The sequence below is a fragment of the Streptomyces sp. GbtcB6 genome, assembly GCF_019091475.1.
Taxonomy (GTDB): domain Bacteria; phylum Actinomycetota; class Actinomycetes; order Streptomycetales; family Streptomycetaceae; genus Streptomyces; species Streptomyces hyaluromycini.
Genome location: NZ_JAGXJL010000066.1, coordinates 1 through 18,358, shown reverse-complemented (window position 1 = coordinate 18,358; position 18,358 = coordinate 1). Strand labels below are relative to the sequence as shown.

At 64.4% G+C, this 18,358-nt stretch carries 19 protein-coding genes and 3 pseudogenes; 7 read left to right on the top strand and 15 right to left on the bottom strand.

Annotated elements, in window-relative coordinates:
• Positions 1 to 4: 4 nt before the first annotated feature.
• The 11 genes from KVT45_RS48360 to KVT45_RS48310 all read right to left on the bottom strand — a co-directional run bounded on the left by KVT45_RS48360 (position 5) and on the right by KVT45_RS48310 (position 9,762).
• Positions 5 to 250 carry an acyl carrier protein gene (locus tag KVT45_RS48360; RefSeq protein WP_217558995.1) on the bottom strand — a complete coding sequence of 82 codons (246 nt, stop codon included), beginning with the start codon at positions 248 to 250 and terminating at the stop codon, positions 5 to 7.
• A 45-nt stretch (positions 251 to 295) separates the two neighbouring features.
• Complete coding sequence (locus KVT45_RS48355; RefSeq protein ID WP_217558993.1) at positions 296 to 1,087, bottom strand: hypothetical protein; 792 nt, start codon at positions 1,085 to 1,087, stop codon at positions 296 to 298.
• 50 nt (positions 1,088 to 1,137) lie between these two features.
• Complete coding sequence (locus KVT45_RS48350) at positions 1,138 to 2,139, bottom strand: FomB family phosphonate monophosphate kinase (RefSeq protein ID WP_217558991.1); 1,002 nt, start codon at positions 2,137 to 2,139, stop codon at positions 1,138 to 1,140.
• A 168-nt stretch (positions 2,140 to 2,307) separates the two neighbouring features.
• Positions 2,308 to 2,904, bottom strand: a complete 597-nt coding sequence (locus KVT45_RS48345; protein ID WP_217558989.1) for a hypothetical protein — start codon at positions 2,902 to 2,904, stop codon at positions 2,308 to 2,310.
• Between the two features lie 59 nt (positions 2,905 to 2,963).
• Entirely contained in the window at positions 2,964 to 3,917 is a 954-nt protein-coding gene (locus tag KVT45_RS48340; protein WP_217558987.1) for a nucleoside-diphosphate kinase, read from the bottom strand.
• 22 nt (positions 3,918 to 3,939) lie between these two features.
• Complete coding sequence (locus KVT45_RS48335; RefSeq protein WP_217558985.1) at positions 3,940 to 5,928, bottom strand: radical SAM protein; 1,989 nt, start codon at positions 5,926 to 5,928, stop codon at positions 3,940 to 3,942.
• A 50-nt stretch (positions 5,929 to 5,978) separates the two neighbouring features.
• Complete coding sequence (locus tag KVT45_RS48330; RefSeq protein WP_217558983.1) at positions 5,979 to 6,641, bottom strand: hypothetical protein; 663 nt, start codon at positions 6,639 to 6,641, stop codon at positions 5,979 to 5,981.
• Entirely contained in the window at positions 6,638 to 7,588 is a 951-nt protein-coding gene (locus KVT45_RS48325; RefSeq protein ID WP_217558981.1) for a PfkB family carbohydrate kinase, read from the bottom strand. The genes KVT45_RS48330 and KVT45_RS48325 overlap by 4 nt, the downstream gene beginning before the upstream one ends.
• A gap of 29 nt (positions 7,589 to 7,617) precedes the next feature.
• Positions 7,618 to 7,926: a hypothetical protein gene (locus tag KVT45_RS48320; protein WP_217558979.1), complete on the bottom strand. Its 309-nt coding sequence runs from the start codon at positions 7,924 to 7,926 to the stop codon at positions 7,618 to 7,620.
• Positions 7,919 to 8,695, bottom strand: coding sequence for an SDR family oxidoreductase (locus tag KVT45_RS48315; protein WP_217558977.1), 777 nt, complete (start codon positions 8,693 to 8,695; stop codon positions 7,919 to 7,921). The genes KVT45_RS48320 and KVT45_RS48315 overlap by 8 nt, the downstream gene beginning before the upstream one ends.
• Positions 8,692 to 9,762, bottom strand: coding sequence for a hypothetical protein (locus KVT45_RS48310; protein ID WP_217558969.1), 1,071 nt, complete (start codon positions 9,760 to 9,762; stop codon positions 8,692 to 8,694). Before KVT45_RS48310 ends, KVT45_RS48315 begins: the two co-directional genes overlap by 4 nt.
• Positions 9,763 to 9,936: 174 nt before the next feature.
• Between KVT45_RS48310 and KVT45_RS57115 the strand changes: the two genes are divergently transcribed.
• Complete coding sequence (locus tag KVT45_RS57115) at positions 9,937 to 10,479, top strand: hypothetical protein (protein ID WP_254648437.1); 543 nt, start codon at positions 9,937 to 9,939, stop codon at positions 10,477 to 10,479.
• Positions 10,480 to 10,564: 85 nt separating this feature from the next.
• Here KVT45_RS57115 and KVT45_RS48300 read toward each other — a convergent pair.
• Both KVT45_RS48300 and KVT45_RS48295 read right to left on the bottom strand, forming a co-directional pair.
• A pseudogene (locus tag KVT45_RS48300) lies at positions 10,565 to 10,705 on the bottom strand (IS30 family transposase); the annotation flags it as partial.
• A gap of 853 nt (positions 10,706 to 11,558) precedes the next feature.
• A complete protein-coding gene (locus KVT45_RS48295; protein WP_254648436.1) occupies positions 11,559 to 12,986 on the bottom strand; it encodes an IS1380 family transposase in 1,428 nt (475 codons plus the stop codon).
• Between the two features lie 200 nt (positions 12,987 to 13,186).
• Between KVT45_RS48295 and KVT45_RS48290 the strand changes: the two genes are divergently transcribed.
• Both KVT45_RS48290 and KVT45_RS58265 read left to right on the top strand, forming a co-directional pair.
• A complete protein-coding gene (locus KVT45_RS48290) occupies positions 13,187 to 13,861 on the top strand; it encodes a GntR family transcriptional regulator (RefSeq protein ID WP_217558967.1) in 675 nt (224 codons plus the stop codon).
• 204 nt (positions 13,862 to 14,065) lie between these two features.
• Positions 14,066 to 14,230, top strand: a pseudogene (locus KVT45_RS58265) (ISAs1 family transposase); the annotation flags it as partial.
• Positions 14,231 to 14,344: 114 nt separating this feature from the next.
• Here the strand turns inward: KVT45_RS58265 and KVT45_RS48280 are convergent.
• Positions 14,345 to 15,394 carry an ISAs1 family transposase gene (locus tag KVT45_RS48280; RefSeq protein WP_308311101.1) on the bottom strand — a complete coding sequence of 350 codons (1,050 nt, stop codon included), beginning with the start codon at positions 15,392 to 15,394 and terminating at the stop codon, positions 14,345 to 14,347.
• Here KVT45_RS48280 and KVT45_RS57905 point away from each other — a divergent pair.
• The 3 genes and pseudogenes from KVT45_RS57905 to KVT45_RS48270 form a co-directional block, all read left to right on the top strand.
• Positions 15,386 to 15,514, top strand: coding sequence for a hypothetical protein (locus KVT45_RS57905; RefSeq protein ID WP_302832667.1), 129 nt, complete (start codon positions 15,386 to 15,388; stop codon positions 15,512 to 15,514). The two genes, KVT45_RS48280 and KVT45_RS57905, sit on opposite strands and share 9 nt — an antisense overlap.
• A 157-nt stretch (positions 15,515 to 15,671) precedes the next feature.
• Complete coding sequence (locus KVT45_RS48275; protein WP_217558964.1) at positions 15,672 to 16,208, top strand: transposase; 537 nt, start codon at positions 15,672 to 15,674, stop codon at positions 16,206 to 16,208.
• Positions 16,205 to 16,402: pseudogene (locus KVT45_RS48270) on the top strand (IS110 family transposase); the annotation flags it as partial. The gene KVT45_RS48275 and the pseudogene KVT45_RS48270, both read left to right, overlap by 4 nt.
• Here the strand turns inward: KVT45_RS48270 and KVT45_RS48265 are convergent.
• Positions 16,365 to 16,673, bottom strand: coding sequence for a transposase (locus KVT45_RS48265; protein WP_217558962.1), 309 nt, complete (start codon positions 16,671 to 16,673; stop codon positions 16,365 to 16,367). The pseudogene KVT45_RS48270 and the gene KVT45_RS48265 sit on opposite strands and share 38 nt — an antisense overlap.
• Positions 16,674 to 16,899: 226 nt before the next feature.
• Here KVT45_RS48265 and KVT45_RS48260 point away from each other — a divergent pair, with 226 nt between their 5' ends.
• Positions 16,900 to 18,111 carry an IS110 family transposase gene (locus tag KVT45_RS48260; protein ID WP_217558953.1) on the top strand — a complete coding sequence of 404 codons (1,212 nt, stop codon included), beginning with the start codon at positions 16,900 to 16,902 and terminating at the stop codon, positions 18,109 to 18,111.
• Positions 18,112 to 18,358: the final 247 nt, after the last annotated feature.

Below are 18,358 nucleotides of genomic sequence, written 5' to 3'. Positions count from 1 at the left end.
GCCGTCATGCGCCCACCTTGGAGTGGACCATGGTCACGATGCTGCCCACCGAGCCGAAGTTGTCGAAGGTCAGCTCGTCGTCCTCGAAGACGATGCTGAAGCTGTCCTCCAGCAACAGCGTGAGCTCGACGCTGGAGAGTGAGTCCAGGCCATGACGGGCCAGTGAATCGGTTTCCGCGAAATCGGCGGGAGCATCGAGGAGCGAACCGATCCGGGTCCGCACGATGTCCGATACTTCTTCTCTGGTCATTTATACGCTTTCGGATCCATGGAAATCGTCAGTTCTGGTTGTCTTTCACAACCGAAGGCTCTTGACAGAGCATCGGTGGAACTCGCGGCGGTAACCCTCGGGATCGCCCACCTGCACCGGCGTCACCCCATGCAATATGCCTGCGTCGGGGGAATTGTTCACGAAGACGATCTCATCGGGTCCGCAGGTGCCGAGGTTGATACCGCACTCCGACAGCGCCGGGTCGCAGTGATCGGGCCGCAGCACAGGCTTGCTGCCCTCTGTCGGTTCGTCGGACCAGAAAAACATGTCGTCGAAACTCAGCTGATGGCTGCTCGCGTACGGCCAGATATCGACCAGGAGTAGCTCGCCGCCAGTGAAATCCTGGGCCGGCCCGTAGAGATGCGAGAAGAGGAGGACTTCGCGGTCGATGTGCAGGTCCTTAAAACTCCATGCATTGCCATAGAGTTCAAGCGGGATCGAGCCGTCGACGAGGACACTGGTCTTGAAACGGAAATCCGAGTGGCTTCGCAGCGTCGAGTGGCGCTCCCTGTATTCGCGCCAAACCGCGGGAAACAGCTGCTCATGAAATGTGCGAGCCTGATCGACATCAAACCATTTGGACAGCCCTACAACCATGGCGGCACCGGCGCCTGGCGCATTCGTCGAACGCACGAGTCGATCGGCGACCAGGACGGCTATCTGATCGATCGCCCCCTCTGGCCCGCTGTCATCGAGTGCGATATCGGCCAGGTCGATCCGGATGTCCGCGAAAGAATCTTTATAAGGACACGGTGTCTCGGTCAGCCTGCTTAGACCGCCTTGACGGACAGCCATCATCTCGGTCATTTCGCGCATCGCAAAGTCCTCTCTACCGCCGATTTGCCTCAGGACGGGTGCTGAACTCCCTACTCGGCAAGACGAGTCAATGTCCGTTCCCGAACCGCGGGATCGAGCATATCGGCGTTTATGTGGAAGCGCCGCGCCCCCCTCACGAGGTCATTCATGCGCTGTTTCATCACCGTGAAGGCATCGGTGTATCGGTACAAGTCGTTGTCCACATGGGCGAGCATGTCGTCCTTCAAACCGTAGGTGCCGACCGCGAAGGCGAAGAGGTCCATGAAGGCCGAGAACCGCTCCTCGCCGATCTCGCGGAAGCAGGACGGCTGGTCCGGGTTGTAGTCGATGATGCACAGGTTGCGGATCGGGGCTTCGGCGATCACCTCGTGATCGAAGACCATATGGGGATCAAGCCGATATTCGGAGGACTTCAGGTGCTTGTCCAGCTGGCCCGAGTCGATGAGATGGTCGAATCCCGAGCCTTTCCGGACCCGCATCGCGGAGGGAACACCGTACGCGGTTGTTCCACGTGTCAGGACATGCGTATTGCTCAGGAACCGAGCACCTGCAGCACAGGCCTGGGTGAGGAAGACGGTCTTGCCGCCCTTGCTGCGGCCGAACAGCAGCGTGGCTCCCTCCGGCTGCACAAAAGCCGCGGCCTTGAGGTGTACGAGATCATGGTCAATGGCAAAGTTGGTGAGGAGGCGCTTGGTGAAGTAAGGCCAGATAGTACGTTGCAGCTCACGACCAAAGATATAGATCCGATTGCCACGAATGACCAGGTAAGCGGGCGGACCGAAATGGTTGGTGATGTAAGAGCCGCCACGAAACCGCTCGGCGCGGTATCCCTGGTCAACGAGAGGCTCGATCAGCGCTAGATCGATCGGGTCCTGATCCAGGTCGACAAAGACGAGCTCGTATGCGCAGGACGATTCGGGCGAGGCGAACTGCGTATAGAAGGCGTATCCGGCAAAGTCCGCGATGTTACTGGAGACCCGAACCCTGAACAAGTTGAGATCGATCACCCGAGATGACCTGATCGTGTAGTGCTGGCCAAGAACGTCACGCACGTGATCGTGTGTATCCGGCTCGCCCGAGGCTGGAGCAATCGGCAAAGTCACGCTGAGCTACCTTTCGAAAGTACTTTCGGTCTTTCGGGACGAGTAGACCTGTTGCCGGCTGCCGCCCTGACCCAGCGGGTGATCACGGCCGGCGAGGCCCCCACGGCAGCACGCACCCTACGAGCCGAGACGGGCGCGATCGAGTATCGATCCCAGCGCAGCGGTGTACCCGTCGAGGTCGCTGCGGTAGAAATCGCTCATGTCACGGAAGCCGTCGCCCAGGTGCAGTTCGTGTACTGGCCCGGTGAATCCAAGGCCACGAATGTGGCGGGTTACGGCAGCCACATAGCTCGCCACACCATCCGGATAGGTCCGCGGGTGCTCGGCCTCCACCTGCACGAAAACCTCGGAGACCGGCAGGTGATCCCGCGAGAGCGCATCCCAGTTCTCGGAGCCGGGGATGCCGACCGCCGGGAAGCCGTGGTACCAGGCGGTCCAGCAGTCGGATTCGCCCTCCACCACGATCTGGTACCCAGCAGACCGGGCGAGTTCCAATCCTTCAGGAGTGCTGTAGGCCACCACGGGGTTCGCGTCACCCTTCACCCATGACCATCCCGCCGCTCCGCTCATGCCGGTACGCAACCTGGTACGGCCAGGCGTTCCGTCCGGTGCGACGTACGTGAACAGGACCCCGTCATCGGTGTCGCTCAGTCCGAACTTGTGGAGCGCTTCAGCCGGGAGTTTCTTCCTCTCGGCGAGACGGGCGACGGTCATTGGTTCCTGCATTATTTCCTCTCCTACCTGCTTGCCTGCTGTCCCGGAGATCGTGACCGCTATCCGTCCTCTGTCCGGGATCGTGAGCCGGACGACCAAACGGACCGGCTCACGTCTGGAATGACCGGCTCGACCTCCAGATGACGGGTACTCAGTTCGGCGGCGACCGCTACCCGGTCCCAATGCGACCACTGCAACCCGGACCTGTCCGCCAAGGCGAGAAGCGACTGCCAGTCCTTGCTCCGGCCGGATCTCACCAGTTCGAGCAGCGCGGCCAGTTCCGCGTCACCGGGAAGACCGGACACCTGCGAGTCCAGCCTCTCCAACGCGAACTTCCAGAGCAGATCGGACGCCTCGGTACGCGCCTCGACTTCTGCCAGGGCCGCCAGAACCTGTTGCGTCACGTCCTGCCGCGCATCGAGGGCGCCGAGGAGGCGCATCCTCTCCGACCTGTCGAAGAAGATGCCCAACTCCCTTATTATATCGGCCGGTTCATCCGCAATGTGGACGTACGTGAGCACCGAGGCCTGGGCTTCGCCCGCGATCCGCCTCAGGTGATGCGCCCCCCGATCCTCAGGGCGGCTCGGCCCCTTCATGTCGCTCAGCCTGGCGGTGGCCGGTATCCCCGGCTCCTCGGTCTCCCGGAGCAGGACATACAGCGACTCTCCCGCCGGCATGATCATGTCCATCACGTCGATACGCTCGCGGGTCGCGATGTTCAGCTGGTACCGCCACACTTCGCGGGTGATATGGCGGTCGAACCGGAACTTGCTCCAGGCGACGGGGACGAAATTCGCGGACCGCACTGCGGCCAACAGCCGCGCCCCTCCCCTGACGGCCATCGTGTCCGGCCGCAGGACCATCGGGGCGACACGATAGAGCTGTTCAGGCACAGCCGATCCAGTGCCGAGAAAGGCGGTCAGATCGTCCCAGGCATCACGGTAGTAGGGATCGCCCGCATATATTTCCCGTTTGCGCTCGACCCGACTCAGCCATTCCGGTATTGGACGCATGCGCTTTTGTGCTGTTCCTCGCTCAGTGCCCCGCGTTCAGCGTGCCGCCGGCCGCTGCGACCGGTTCGATACCCGCCCTGCCCAGCAACTCATTCGCCCGCGGGTTCTGCAGGGTGATGACTTCTGCCGGATCATCGCCCAGGGAGAACCGAACAGTCTCACAGGCGTGATCGTAACGGTCGTCACCTCGAAAACCGAGACTGACCCGGAAGCCGTCGATGCTCTGCGCGCGCTCGGCCAACCAAACCGTCACCGTCGCAGCATCATCGTTTTCGGCGCGCCAGGCCCTGCCTACCTTGGCAACCATCTCGCCCTCGTCGTCTTCGGTGATCTGTTGTACGTTCGCCGCCAGGACGCTCAACAGTTCGGCATCAAAGGCCAAGGTGTCCAGTAGGGGTTGCAACCCGTTCCAGACCTCTTCTTCAGCCGATTCCGTGAGGATCTCGTCCCCATTCAGAAAGTCGAATAGGCGCTCGAAGACGTAGAAGTAGCAGTCACGGTCCGTCTGGTCGATCCGGCGCATCGCCTGGCTCAAACACTCGAAAAGCCAATGCGGCATGGGGGTACGGTTCTTGTCCTCCTGCACCCGTTCCATGAACGCTTCCCTCGCGGCCAGCACGGACAGGACGCGGGGGTCTGCCTCGTACCTACGATGAAAGCGACGGAAGGCCGGCTCGAAGGAGTTCACCTTCGGGTCGTCGAAGGTGTAGATCCAGCGGTTACCCAGAGCCGAGTCATCGACCCTGCCCTGCTCGATCATCCGCCGATACTGAGGAGTCCCCCAGTAGACATTCATCTTGTTCTGGAGGTGCTGGACCTTGGCGTAGCCGGAGTCGCGGATCCAGCGGTACTGCTCCTTGAGCTCGGCAAACGTCATCTCCGGATCGAACATGATGTAGCCGAAATTTATCTGGTGCGGCGCCATGCCGATCTCGCGCAATTCGCGAAGCGCCTTGTCGTTGTCTTCGACAGTTGTCCCCTTTTCCCACCGCACTAGGACGGAGTCCACGCCTGACTCGGCACCGATGAACAGACGGTGCAGGCCGACATTCATGAGTCGTCGGACCAGTGACTTCTCAATGGTGTCCGCACGCATCTCCGCGTAGAAGTTGACCTCCAGTTTTCGTTCGGCGAGCAGGTCGCAGAAGTCATGGATCCAACGGATCCCGTTGGGGGACGGCATGATGAACAGATCATCCACGAAGGAGAACCGGCTGACGCCGAACCGGTCCTTGATGGACTGCATTTCGTCCGCAATGCTTTCCACGGATCGACGCACCACGTTGTGGTCGCCGTATATCTGGTGGATGGAGCAGAACGTGCAGGAGGCGTAGCAGCCCCGTGAGGCCACCAGATAGGCGGAGTTGGATCCGCGTGAATTCTGGGCGACCATCTCCTGGAGGTCATTCCGGTCCGGAAATGCGAGGCCATCCAGATCTCGGATCCGCGGCCGATCAGGCGTGCGAAAATATTCGCTGGCAACCCTGAGGGACAGCCCCCGCATCTCCTTCAGCGGCAGCCCACGCTGCAAGCGGGCGGCCAGCTCCACGATCGCGTACTCACCCTCACCGCGCACGATCGAGTCGATCTCGGCACAGTCGGCGAGAATCTCCTTGTCCGCTGCGCTTGGGAAGACACCACCCAGTGTGATGTGCACGTCTTGCCGCACCGCCTTGACGAGACGGGCGATCTGCCGGGCGGCGCGGTAGGTGCGCTGGGACTTGGCGGAGATGCCGATCAACCGGATGCGAGGATCCCCCAGTAGCCGCTCCGCGACCTCCTCCGGGCCCAGGCTGAGAAGTTCGGCATTGATACTGGTCGACGTGTACCCGTGCTTGTTCAGGGCGCCGGAAAGGTAGCCGAGAGCAAGACTCTCCCGGTACTTCAGCCGGTTTTTCTGCCAGGCCTCGACCAGGTACGGGTGGACAAGTCCTACGACGAAGTCCGGGTCCTCGTTGTGGTGTTCCGCAAAGGGCTGGAGCACCGTCAGCGCCAGACTGGTTCTCTTCACGCGACCTCCATTGAGAGCTCTAGGGACAACCGAAGGGCAGGCCCCAGGCGTCAGAGGAGCAGACCGAGTCCCGCCAGCCGGTCGCGTACGGTCCGCAGTTCGGCTCGCCCGATCTTGCGTTCACCGGGCTCCTGGACTTCTCCTGCTTTGGATCCGCCGACCCGGGTCCGAGTCGTGCCCTGATTGAACTCGTAGATGCGGATGCTCTTGCGTTGCCGCGGCCCCTGGATCACCAGACTGATGGTGTCGGGGTTGGCGTAGACCGCATGCACAAATGCGTTGTGCACGGTATAGCAGGATCCAGGCGGCTGTTCCTGGACGAACCGGGCCTCGGGTGCGCTGGCAAGCCTGTCCTCCTCGCCCCACACATCCTCGACGTTGCCGTAGAGGATGTGTCGGTAGCTGCCATGCAGGATCAGCGAGCTGAAACTCGCGCGGTGGTTGTGAGCCTCCTCGACCGCGTGATCACCGAAGATGTGCAGCCGCAGCCTCAACCCGGTTTCCGGGTCCTCGTACAGAACGTACTTCTGGAATGTGTTAAAGGCCTCGGCACTGGCAGCCAGCCTGTCGTCCTTCTCCATGCGATCCCACAACAGGCCGAGTTGAGCCGGATCCGCCAAAGCTGTGAGGGAGTTGGTGGCAGCGATGTGGACCTCCTCCATCTGGTCCCAGTTCACCTGCTGGAAGGATTTGGTCAGGATGTCAACGCTCATGGCATCATCCGTTTCTCCCGCTCGGTTACAGATACACCGGTGCAGAGCGCGGCTGCTGTGGCCTGGAGCCACTTCAACGACAGCGCGGTGTCACGCGCGCCGGACACAGTCACGGCGTGAGATCCAGCGGCGGCTCCCCATGCAAGAGGCAACGGCCAGGCGCAGCCCAGCAGTTCAGCGGCGACGAAGCCGGCTGTGAACGCGTCGCCGGCTCCGGTCGCGTCGGCGACGGTAACCGTGGGGGCCTCCGTGAACCAGACGTTCGTACCGTCACTGGCCATGGCTCCCCGATCGCCAAGAGTGACGACGAGTCTGGGGATCCGGTGCCGCCGGCATGCCTCCCGGATGTGGTCCGGGTCTGCGGAAACCTCGAACATTTCAGCGAACTCGGTCTGGTTGACGAATACTTGGTGGCACTGCGCCGCGAGCTCGAGAGCCCAGGAGCTGCTCGCATGCAGGCCTCCCGGGGTCCAGTGCACAGGAACACCGACAGCGACAGCCCGCGCCACCAGTTCCTGCGTCACGGCGGGTGGTGGGTCGGAAAGCACGACCGCTTCGAAATCCGACAGGGGCATCGAGGCGCAGGTCTCGCTGCTCCACTGGTCGGTGGCACCGCGGAACATCAGCATGCCGCTGTGGTCGGGGTAAGTGGGGATGAACACCCGCCCAGTGACGCTCCCCGCCACATCGACGACTTTCTCGTGCAGTACCCCGCACCGCTCCAGTTCGTCGCGGAGTGCCACGCCCTCGGGGTCGTCACCCACCGCACTGAACAGCGACACCCGGCAGCCAAGGCCTGCAAGGGCAATGGCGCAATTGCCCCCATGTCCACCACCCGTCACGGAGAAGCCGGTCACCCGGGCTGTGCCGTCGTCAGCGGGCTCCTTCTCGACGGCCAGGTTGTAGTCGACATTCAAGCTGCCGGCCACGAGGACTTCCCGTCCCACGAGGGCGTCCTGGCGCCTGCGGGAGGAGATCACTGTTTCTCCCCCGTCACTGCCACACCGGAAATCTCGACGGGGTACCGCTCCTCGGCGAGACGGGCGATCTGGGCAGGAGTGCCGGCCCGTACGGAGTCACCCGGCAGCCGGCTCCAAACTGTGGTCCACAGGGCAGCGTCGCCAACTCCGATGACACGCCCCTCGGCGTCGTTGGAGACCTGCTCGCTAAGGAACAGCGTGCGCCGGATTCCCTCGGGCGGCACCGGGATCGCGGGTGAATGTCTTCCGGTGGAGAGGGTGTGGCCAAGCCGCCGCACTACTTGATTTCCGAGGGTGTCAGCCATCGGTCGGTTCCTTCTCGGAGACCTCCGGAAACACACCGAAAGGCGAGATGATGGAGGACAACTGGATCTCGCGGATCTCGACTCTCGCGGGCAGAGCGAATACCGACGCAATCACGTCGGCCACCTCTTCCATCGACAGCGCATCAGGCCTGTCGCCGGGGTGCTTGCCTCGAAAGTAGGTGTCTACCCGGCTGGGGACCAGTGTGGTGACCCGTACTCCGTCGTGGCGTGTCTCGCGGCGTGCCGTCTCCAGGAGGGAGAGGAAGCCGGCTTTAGAGGCACAGTAAGCACCGCGACCGCTGTAGGAGTTGTACGAGGAGTCCGAGGCCAAACCGATAATCTGAGAGCCGGGCTGGCGGCGAAGGTACGGTAGGACGGCGTGTAGAGTGTGAAAAGCACCATCAAGGTTGGGGCCGAGCACCTGATGCCATTCATCGACATTCATCGTCTCGATACTGCCCCAGATTCCACCTCCGGCGTTCACCACAACGCCGCGGAGCGCATTGACACCTTCGAAAGATATTTCGGCTGCATTGCCAACCTGTCGCGAGTCCGACACGTCAACCGTCGCGATACGGACTGGGGTCCCCCACCGATGCCCGATCTCCTGGGATATCTCGGAGAGATCGGCGTGAGTACGCGCCCACAGGATGAGTGGATACCCCGCGGCGGCCAGGGTCAGTGCTACGGCTCGGCCTATTCCACGGCTCGCACCGGTAATCAACACCCAGTTCCCGGCATCGTCGGCAACGGCGGGACGGCCGGTCATGACGCGGAGGGTGAGAGCGCGGCGAAACTGGCTTCGATGTCGGCCGCTTCGTAGGCCGGGTGACCCATCGGCGGAGACTTGAGGAGTCTGGCCGCAGCGGCCACGAAGCCCTTCTGCTGCGCGCGCAGTGCCGCGGCCGCGATACGGACCAGATCGATAATCACGCCGGCCGCGTTGCTGGAATCCTGCACACGCAGCTTAAGGTCCACTTCAACAGGAGTGTTCGCCCACCCGGCACCTTCGAGATTGAGATAGGCAACCTTATGGTCCATGAGGTGGGGGACGTAACCAGCCGACGGAATGACGTCCACACGGTCCAGCGGCACACCGTCCTGAGCCAATGCATTCAGCTTGGACTGCCGCTTTGAGGCGCCCTGTTCCCTCAGATTGCGGAAGTCCTCGTTTCCACCAAGATTCAGCTGGTAGGAACCACTTAGGCTGATGCCACGCTCCGCGAACAGGGCCAGAAGCGATCGATGGACCACCGAAGTACCGATGTGACTCGCGAGATCGTCACCGATCAGCGGCAAGCCTGCGGAGACGTACCGCCCAAGAATGTCCTCGTCCCGGCCGACAATCTCCGGTGTGCAGTTGACGAAGGCCACGCCAGCCGCGAGCGCCGCCTCCGCATAGGCGGTCGCAGCCCACTGCAAACCCGTAGGCAGAGAATACAGCAGCACTTCCGCTGCACTGTCACGAAGTGACGCGGCGATCCGCCGTACCTCGTCGTCCGTTACCTCGCCAAGAGAGAAGCCTTTCTCTACAACCACCCCAATGGGTGCCATCTCCACGCCAAGGCGGGGATAGTTGTTCGGCTCCTGGAAAATCGCCTCATTGAACTCGGCGCCGACTTTACGCTCATCGATGTCGTATGCGGCAACGATGTCCAAATCATATACGGCGAGTCCATCGACTCGGGGCCGCTTTATACCGGGAAAATCGGCCTCGGGAACTCCCTGCGCATCGAGGTTCGCATAGTAGCGAACTCCCTGAGTCAGTGCGGATATATTGTTACCCACACCCGCGATAGCCACCTTGGCCGAATGTTTCACGATGGTACCTTTCACTCACGCAGCGCACGGAATATCGGGCGGAAGCGCAGTTCATTCGAACCTGACGACACTGTCGAAGTCGAGCGAGATGTCACCCGGTAAATACCGTAAAATGCGAGACCGATTCCAATCAACCTACAACTGCCAGGCAGTAGCACGATAAACTAATAATTCCAAGCTAAAGGACCGGTGCATTCTGTCGCCATCGGACTTACATCGCGACCTGGCGGGGACTTCTGCACCGCCGTCGCACTGGCCGGTTGCCCGCGCAGCCTCGTCGCCCACGAACCGGCCACCGCGCTCGATGCCACTGGCCAGCGCGAGATCGTCCAACTGCTGCGGACGATCCAACGGGACACGGGTATGGGCCTGCTGATGATCAGTCACGACCGGGGATACGCGGGCCAGGTGATGGAGGCCGGTCCGACAGAGCGGGTCGGACCGGTGTCGACCCCGGAGGACTGCCGCCGGTTCGCGGCCAGGCTCGTGCACGGCGGCGAACCGGACGGCGAGCGGCTGCTCGGCGCCTGTTCCCTCGCGTTCACGGCGACCAACCACCTGCCCGACAGCGCCGACCTGAACTCCTTCGCCATGTACCCCGTCGACGAGCACCGCGGCCGCGGTTTCGGGCTGGGCCTCTACGTCGTCACGGCCGTGTTCCGCACCGAGGTCGCTACCTGGGGTGGCCTCGACTGTGTGCAGCGGCCCCGGTTGACCGCTTGGGTTCTATAGGTCGTTGCAACACCTGTCCTGAGGGATGTTGCGATGACCAAGCCGCGTCGGAAGGGCGGATTCCAGCGAGCGTCGCAACACGTGATCACTCCAGTGTTGCGACGAGCTTAGTGAAGAGCTCGGCAGGTGTCCGCCAACCGAGAATCTTGCGGGGGCGATCGTTGAGTTCGGCGGCGACGTAGGCCAGGTCCTCGGCGCTGCAGATCGACAGGTCCGTCCCTTTGGGTGCCTCTGTGTTTGTCAAGCTGGTTGGGGTGTCGGCGTAGGCTCGGGTTCGGCGGGTCCGGGAAGTGACTTGCCCGAAGAGCTGGTCGTCGGGGTTGGGCCGGCCGCGCTGGATGCTGTAGTCGCCCCCGGTTGTCCTCCCGGGCTCGTCGTCTGGGCGCGTCGGCGTTCGTCGCTGATCATCGTTCGCCAGACGTGATCAGCGAGGCGGCGCTTCAGGCAACGTTGTGCTTCCCTGGATGTCTTTCGGGTCTGATGCAGGTTCGGGTGACAGGTTAAGATCACCCGATCGTGCACCAGACCCGTTGGCCTCGCGTGGTACGAGGCCGCCCGCGCGGCCAGCCACGAGGGCGTTGAGGAGTTCAACGCCCGTTTCATGAGCGCCGCGAGGGCCAAGCGTCAACCGGACAAGAACTTTCAGATCGCCGCACGCGCGGCTTTGAACACTGAGACCTGACTCGGCATTGTCCGTTCCCAGTGGGACCGAGCCCGCACGATCGGATCGGCGAACTGCGAGGGCCCCCTCAGACCCTGATCCGACGGGCGTGCTTGCGTTGGTGGCATCCGGATCTACGGGACTGAGAGACAGCGGCTCGAATCCGAGGCTTGCACTGTCCTGACGAACCGCCACAGATGGCGGCGGTGGGTCATCGCTTGACACGGTTGCGGATGGCGAGGACGGCAAAGCCTAGCCTCGATCTTGCGTGAGGGTCCGCCGACGGAGTCGGTGGACCGTTTCGCTTTCCGTGGCTGATGGTGAGCATGGTGGCGGCCCGAGTGTCGCTTCGGGTGGGTGCCGGGTTCCACTGCTCCGGGTGGGGTGGTGCTGGTCATCGGGGCGGGTGGACGACTGGTCAGGCGGGGTCGGGGAGTTGGGCGAGCCGGTCGAGTGCTGCTGTGATCTCGTGGGTCCAGGGCCAGTGCGCCGCGAGGCGGAGGATCCGCCGACGCCCGGTGATGACGAGCTGTCCAGCCGCGGTGAACAGACGGAGTCGCAGGCGGCGGGGTTCCCAGAGCCGGGCCTTTCCTGTCAGGGCGAGCACGGGCATCCAGGCCAGCAGGTCCAAGGCGATCTGGACGATCTCAAGCCAGATGCGGTTCTGGTCGGTGGCATGCAGGGGCAGGTTGCGCAGGCCGGTGGCCCGGGCGGCCCGGATGCGGTCCTCGGCCCGGGCCCGCAGGCGGTGGCGGAGTTCGAGTTCGGCGACTGGCAGGCCGGTGGTGTTCGTCGCGAAGCAGGTCAGCCGCATGCCGTCCGCGTCGGTGAGCCTCAATTGGGCCCCGGGGTGTGGTCTTTCCTTGCGGACGACAAGCCGCATACCTGTCGGCCAGCCGGCCAGGACATCGTCGGTGAGCTCGGCGACCCAGGCGCCGTCCCGGATCTCACCGTCCGCCTCGACAGCCGGTGTCCAGGCGGATGCGGGGACCTTCAGCACGTGTTGGTGGATCGCGTCGGTGATCACCATGCCGACCGAGTAGGACAGCCAGCGTCCCCGCTGGGCGAGCCAGGCGACGAAGTCGTGGGTGCCGCCCGCGGAGTCGGTGCGGATCAGGGTCTGCCGTCCGCGGCGGTACTTCTTCGGCAGTTGGGCCAGGGCCAGGCGAGTGGTGGTGATGTGGTCGGAGGCGGTGTTCGAGCCTGCGTTGCCGGGTCTGAGCAGGGCTGCGACGGATTCCCCGGTGCCGCCCGGGCCGTGGTCGACGAAGGCCATCAGCGGGTGGTGGCCGTAGGTCCGCTTCCAGGTCGGGGCGGCGTCCTGCTTGTCGGAGTGTGCGATCACCAGCACCCCGTCCAGGTCGACGGTCACCGTCCCGTCCGCGTCCGACGCCTTCCGGCCCGCCAACTTCCAGACTTTGTTGCGGACTTCGGACCGGGCAGCCTGGATCGCCTGAAGGGCGGTGTCGCCGCAGGAGGCGAGGGTGCCGATCAGACGGGAGACCGTCGGGTCGGAGGCGACCGGCCCGAACACGGCCGGCTCCGCCCGGAGCATGCCCACGTCGGCCAGGCAGTCCCCGCCCATCGCGACCGTCAGGGCGAGGTCCAGGACGACCTTCCCCGGATCGTGGACGGCCCGCGGCTTCCGCAACGGAGCAAGCGCGGCGGATATCGCCTGGTCAAGACCGGCCTTGCAGGCCGTTTCCACCAGCAGGACCGAACCGGCCTGTGAGACCACCTGGCGGCCGTCCCCCTGGACACGGACACGCGGGTAGGACGAGATAGGCTTTCTCGTCTGGAAAGTGCTCTTTTCCTTGCAGCCGACAGGACCCTCAGCAAGTCCCATCGTTGCAGGTCAAGAGCACTTTCCTCGTTTCTGATCAGCCCTCGGACAGCCCGCCTCGTGAAAGCGCGAGGCTAACGAAGTCCTACTAGACGGAGCCGGTTCACACTGGCGCACACTGGTATGCTGACGTAGTGTCTTAGCGATGGGAAGTTTGCTTCGGTATGGGGAGTTTTGTGGCTCGCATAGGCAACGAAGACCTCTTGGAAAGCGAGGACTACCTCGGGCACCAGGTCTATCAGGCACTGCGGCATGCGCTTCGGGACGGCGGTATCAGTCCGGGGCGCTTCTACTCAGAGACCGAGTTCGCTGACCTGCTCGGAGTGTCCCGGACGCCCGTCCGTGAGGCACTCAAAGCGCTGGAGCGCGAAGGGGTGATGATCGCAGCCCGGCGGCGAGGCTACCGGTTGCGCGAGTTCACCGAGGCTGAGGTCGACGAGATCGGCTCCCTGCGGGAGCAGCTCGAAGTACTTGTGGCGCGAACCCTTGCAAACGATCACAGCTCACGCGACATCGCAGCCCTGACTGATGTGATTCGGCGCCAGGACGCGGACAGTGACGGTAAGTCGATGTTTGCGCTCGACGAAGAGTTTCACCTGCTGGCCGCGGAATGTGCAGGGCTGCCTCGCACCCGAAAGATCCTAGAAGGTCTACGCAGTGTCATGGCAGCAGTCACTGCCGGAGTCTCGATTCCACACGAGGCGACGGCCCAAAGGGTTGCTGAGCACCAGCAGATCCTCATCGAGATCGAGCAAGGGAACGGCGACGAGGCAGCGCGACTGATGCATGCGCATGTCAAAGCTTCGCACGACACATTCCGCGATGCGATTCGTGCCCACGTCAGCGCGGGTCCGCTAATTAAGCCGCTCGACCGCTGACACCGTCCGTCCCCGATGCCAGGGAGTCGCCGAAAAATAACTTCTCAATCTTGATGAGTTACAGGGGTGTGAGGTCAGGGCCCGGGCGTTGGCCCGGCTCGTCCGAACTTGGTCGGTTGATGTCGTCGGCGAGCCCCGGAGACAGGCGAACACAGCCCCTATGGATCATGGAGTTCTCTACGCTTCAAGATCCACGAAGGTGCCGTGTTCGTCCCGCCATCATCCCCCATCCCTGCTCCCGTCTCCCGCGCACCCCGTCTGCAAGCCCTGCGTGAGGGCGCCGCGCGGCACCAAGTGCGCAGCCTGGTCGCCGAGTTCGAATCGCTCACCGATCCACGCGGAGCCACCGGCGTGCGCTACCGGCTCTCCTGTCAATCCCCTCGAACAGGGCTTGGTCATGGTCCTCGATCAGTTCGCGAAGTAGCTGCTTGACCATGTCTATGGCCAGGGCTTCGGCGTAGTCGCCGGGCGTCCGTTTCGTGATTACTTGAGCCCGAGCAGGGCGAGTGGGCGGTCCGCGTTGCGGGCGTTGTGTCGCAGAGCGGCGGCGATGTTGGTCGCGCCGGTCAGCCGCAGGGCGCCGATGGCGAGGTTGCGCCAGGTGGCCATCGCGCGGGGCGCGTTGCCGGTTCGCAGCTGTGAGGCGTCTTCGGCGAACGTGGTGTCTCTGACATGGTGCAGGGCTTCGGTCTGCCAGTGATCACGGATCAGGGTCGCCAGCTGGGCGGGGTTGGCCTGCTCAGTGGTGAGGCTGGTGACGGCGTAAACGGTTTTGACGGTGGTCTTGCCGGTCTTGCGGTCGGTGCGGCGGCGCTTGATCTGGACGGCCTGCCGGGCTCCGGGGAAGAGCAGGTTGTTGACCGTGACCACCTTGATCCGTCGGATCTCCGAGCGTCCGTGGTCGGTGCCCCTCACGCGGCCCTGCAGCGGGATCTCTGTCCACGGAAGGGATCTGAGTTGCTTGCGGAGCTTCTTCTGGTTGCCCTTGACGATCGCGATGCAGTGGGCTCCGCGGCCGAGGAGATAGTCGGCGTGCTCGCGTTGGGTGTGCATGGCGTCGCTGGTGACGACCACCCCGGCCAGATCGGGCATGGTCTCCAGCAGCGGCTGGAAGCAGGTGATTTCGTTCGTCTTTTCCTGCACGTCCAGCTGGGCCAGGACCAGGCCGGTGGTGTGGTCCAGGGCTGCGAGCAGGTGGATCTTGCGGCCGTTGGCCCTGGCCGCTCCGCGAAGGCTCTTGCCGTCGACCGCCAGGCCGCGCAGGCGGCCCCCGGTTCGGTGGCGGCGGTCGGTGAGCCAGCGGCCGACCGCCAGGTCCAATGCGTCGCCGTCGATCCGGGCCAGTAGTCGTCGGACCGTCGTTTCCGCAGGCAGGGACCGTTTGGGGCACAGGGGGTCGAGTCGCACGCCGACGTGTTCCAGCACGTGGGGCGGAGCGTCGGTGATCCATTCGCCGACCGCCAGCAGCGATGTTGCCCCCGCCAGCACCGCGCAGGCGGCCAGGGCAAGGACGCCGACGAGAGCGTGGCGCACTCCGCGGGGATCACGTGGATCGGGCATCTGGGCGAGGCGGCCCAGCAGTCCGGGCACTTCTTCCGGCGCGGCCTCGGGATGCTCGCGGAGTTGGTCAAGGGCAGGCGGGATCAGCGATGATGCTTGGGCAGGCACGGTGTTCCAGGCAGGTCACGGGGCGTCGAGAACTCCATGATCTTGGAAGCCGTTCCTGTTCCGCTCCCCCTGGCAGACCGTCATGAACCGGATGCCCGGCGACTACGCCGAAGCCCTGTGTCTATGGCGAGGACCGTAGGGGATGGAGCGACAGGCAGTTGAGGAACTGAACGCGGACCTCGCCGAGTTCACGGACGATGTCTTCGCGTACCTGGCCTACGCAGGCCAGCGTGGCTACGGCCGGCAGTACCTGCGCGGGCTGATGTTGGACGGCAGGCGCAAGTCGGTGGAACCGATGGCGGAGCGTCTGGGCGCCCCCCGGCAGAACCTGGGTCACTTCGTCGCTCAGTCCACCTGGGACTACCGCGAGGTGATGCGGCGTGTGGCGGCCTGCGCCCACCGGGTACTGCGGCCGTCGGCCTGGCTGATCGACGATCACCCCTCCGTCCGCTACGGGCATGGCACCGCCGGCGCGATCGTGCAGCACTGCGGCGAGCGCGACCAGCACTTTTGCCAGGTCGCGGTGTCCGTGCATGCCGTCTCGCGCCGGGGGTCGTCGCCGTTGCACTGGAGGCTGTTCCTGCCGCAGAGCTGGGCCGAGGATCGTGCACGCTGTGCGAAGGTGGGAGTCCCGCCGCAGATCGCACATCGCACATCGCACCAAACAGCGGTGTGGTGATGTACCTCTCAGCCATGGTCAGCCTGCGCTGCTGTCCGACCTCCAAGGCGTACTACGACCGCAAGCGAAGCGAGGGGAAGGGGCACAAGCAGGCCCTCCTGGCCCTCGCCCGACGGCGCATCAACGTCCTGTGGGCCATGATCCGTGACGGAGAGTTCACTCAAACCCCACCCCCTGCCACCACCGCGGCTTGACATCCTGATTGGGAAGCTCCATCTCCAGCTCGCGGATGCGCTTGTCCTTCTCCCTAGCCTCGACCCGCAGCCGGCCACCAGACGGCTCGGCCACCGGCCGATCCGACGACGGCGACCCGTCGCGCCGGGCCCGCGAGCCCCAGCTGTGCTGCGTCCCGGGATGGATGCCCAGATCCTCGGCCACCTCCGGAATCGGCTTCCCGGTCTCCGTCACGATCCGTACCGCCCCCTCACGGAAGTCGGCGTCGTAAATGCGCTTCCTGGATGCCATGCCCATTACCTTGCTTCGTAGAGCCCGGTGCGGGCTCGTGGCCATCGTGGCCGGTATGACTCTTTGCCCCTGTCCTTGATGATCCGGGGGGTGCTGTCGCCGGTCCCGGCGGCGCCGGTTGATCGCTGATGGAAGCGTGTCCGCCCGCGGGCAGGGCTGCGTAATGTGGCTGCCGATCTCCGGTGCCTGGCAGGCCACCCGTTGTGCCGGGGGGAGGGAAAGCCCGGTGACCAGCAACGACTTCACGTCGATCGATGTGTTCTGCGCCCTGGACGTCGGCAAGTCCGAACACCACGGAACGGCCCTGCTGCGCGTTGGCCGCACGGTGTTCGACAAGCCGCTGCCCAACAACGAGCCGCAGCTGCGGGAGCTGTTCGCCCGCCTGCAGCGCAAGGGAAAGGTCCTGGTCGTGGTCGACCAGCCGGCCGCCATCGGCGCCCTGCCGGTGGCCGTCGCCCGGGCCAGCGGCTGCGAGGTGGCCTATCTGCCGGGCCTGTCCATGCGCCGGCTGGCCGATCTGCATCCCGGCACCGGCAAGACCGACGCCCGCGACGCCTTCGTCATCGCCGACGCCGCCCGCACCATGCCCCACCTGCTGCACTCCATCGACCCTGCCGAGCACGTGCGAGCCGAACTGACCATGGTCCTGGGCTATGACGACGACCTGGCCCAGGACGCCACCCGCACCTCCAACCGGCTGCGCGGACTGCTCACTTCGATCCATCCGGCCCTCGAACGGGTCCTGGGCCCGCGCCTGCGGCACCCGGCCGTCCTGGCCCTGCTGGAGACCTTCGGCTCCCCGGCCGCCTTGGCCCAGGCCGACACCGAGGAGCTCATCGAGGTCATGACCGACGCTGCCCCACGCATGCGCATCCCGCGGGAGCTGGCCGGGCAGATCCACGCCGCCCTGGCCGAGCAGGCCGTCCAGGTCCCCGGCACGGCCTCGGCCGGCGAGATCATCTCCGGACTGGCCGAGTCTCTCGCCGTTCTCCTCAAGCGCCGCGAGATCCTGGAGACCCGCATGACGGCCCTGCTGGAGGCTCACCCTCTCGCGAAGGTCCTGACCTCCATGCCCGGGGTCGCGGTCAGGACCGGAGCCCGCATTCTGGCCGAGGTCGGCGACGCCAGCGCATTCCCCACCGCCGCCCACCTGGCCTCCTATGCGGGCCTGACCCCCACCACGCATCGTTCCGGGACCTCCATCCGGGGCGAAGGACCGCCCCGAGGCGGCAACAAGACGCTCAAACGGGCCCTGTTTCTCGCCTCGTTCGCCTCGCTGAGCAGCCTCGAATCGCGGTCCTACTACGACAGGAAACGAGCGGAAAACAAGCGCCACAACGCGGCGCTCATCTGCCTCACCCGCCGCCGCATCGACGTCCTGCACGCCATGCTCAAGCACCGCACCCTCTACCAACCCGGACACGAACAAACAGCCTGACCACGCCCACAGACCTTGACCGAACAGATAGAAGCACCCCCCAGCTATCCCTCCTGTCGCGGTCTCCACAGTAGGGGGGAGGTGCAAGCTGACCGGTTCTCAGTGCGGGGTGCCTGTGCAGCCGGGGCGCTGCGTCTGTCGTAGATGCAGGATGTGTCCGTGGTCAGCACTGGCGGACGTGGAGGTGTGTGCCGCTGGGGGAGAAGAGGGCCAGGACTTCGGCTGCCGCGTCGTGGTGGGCGCTGGT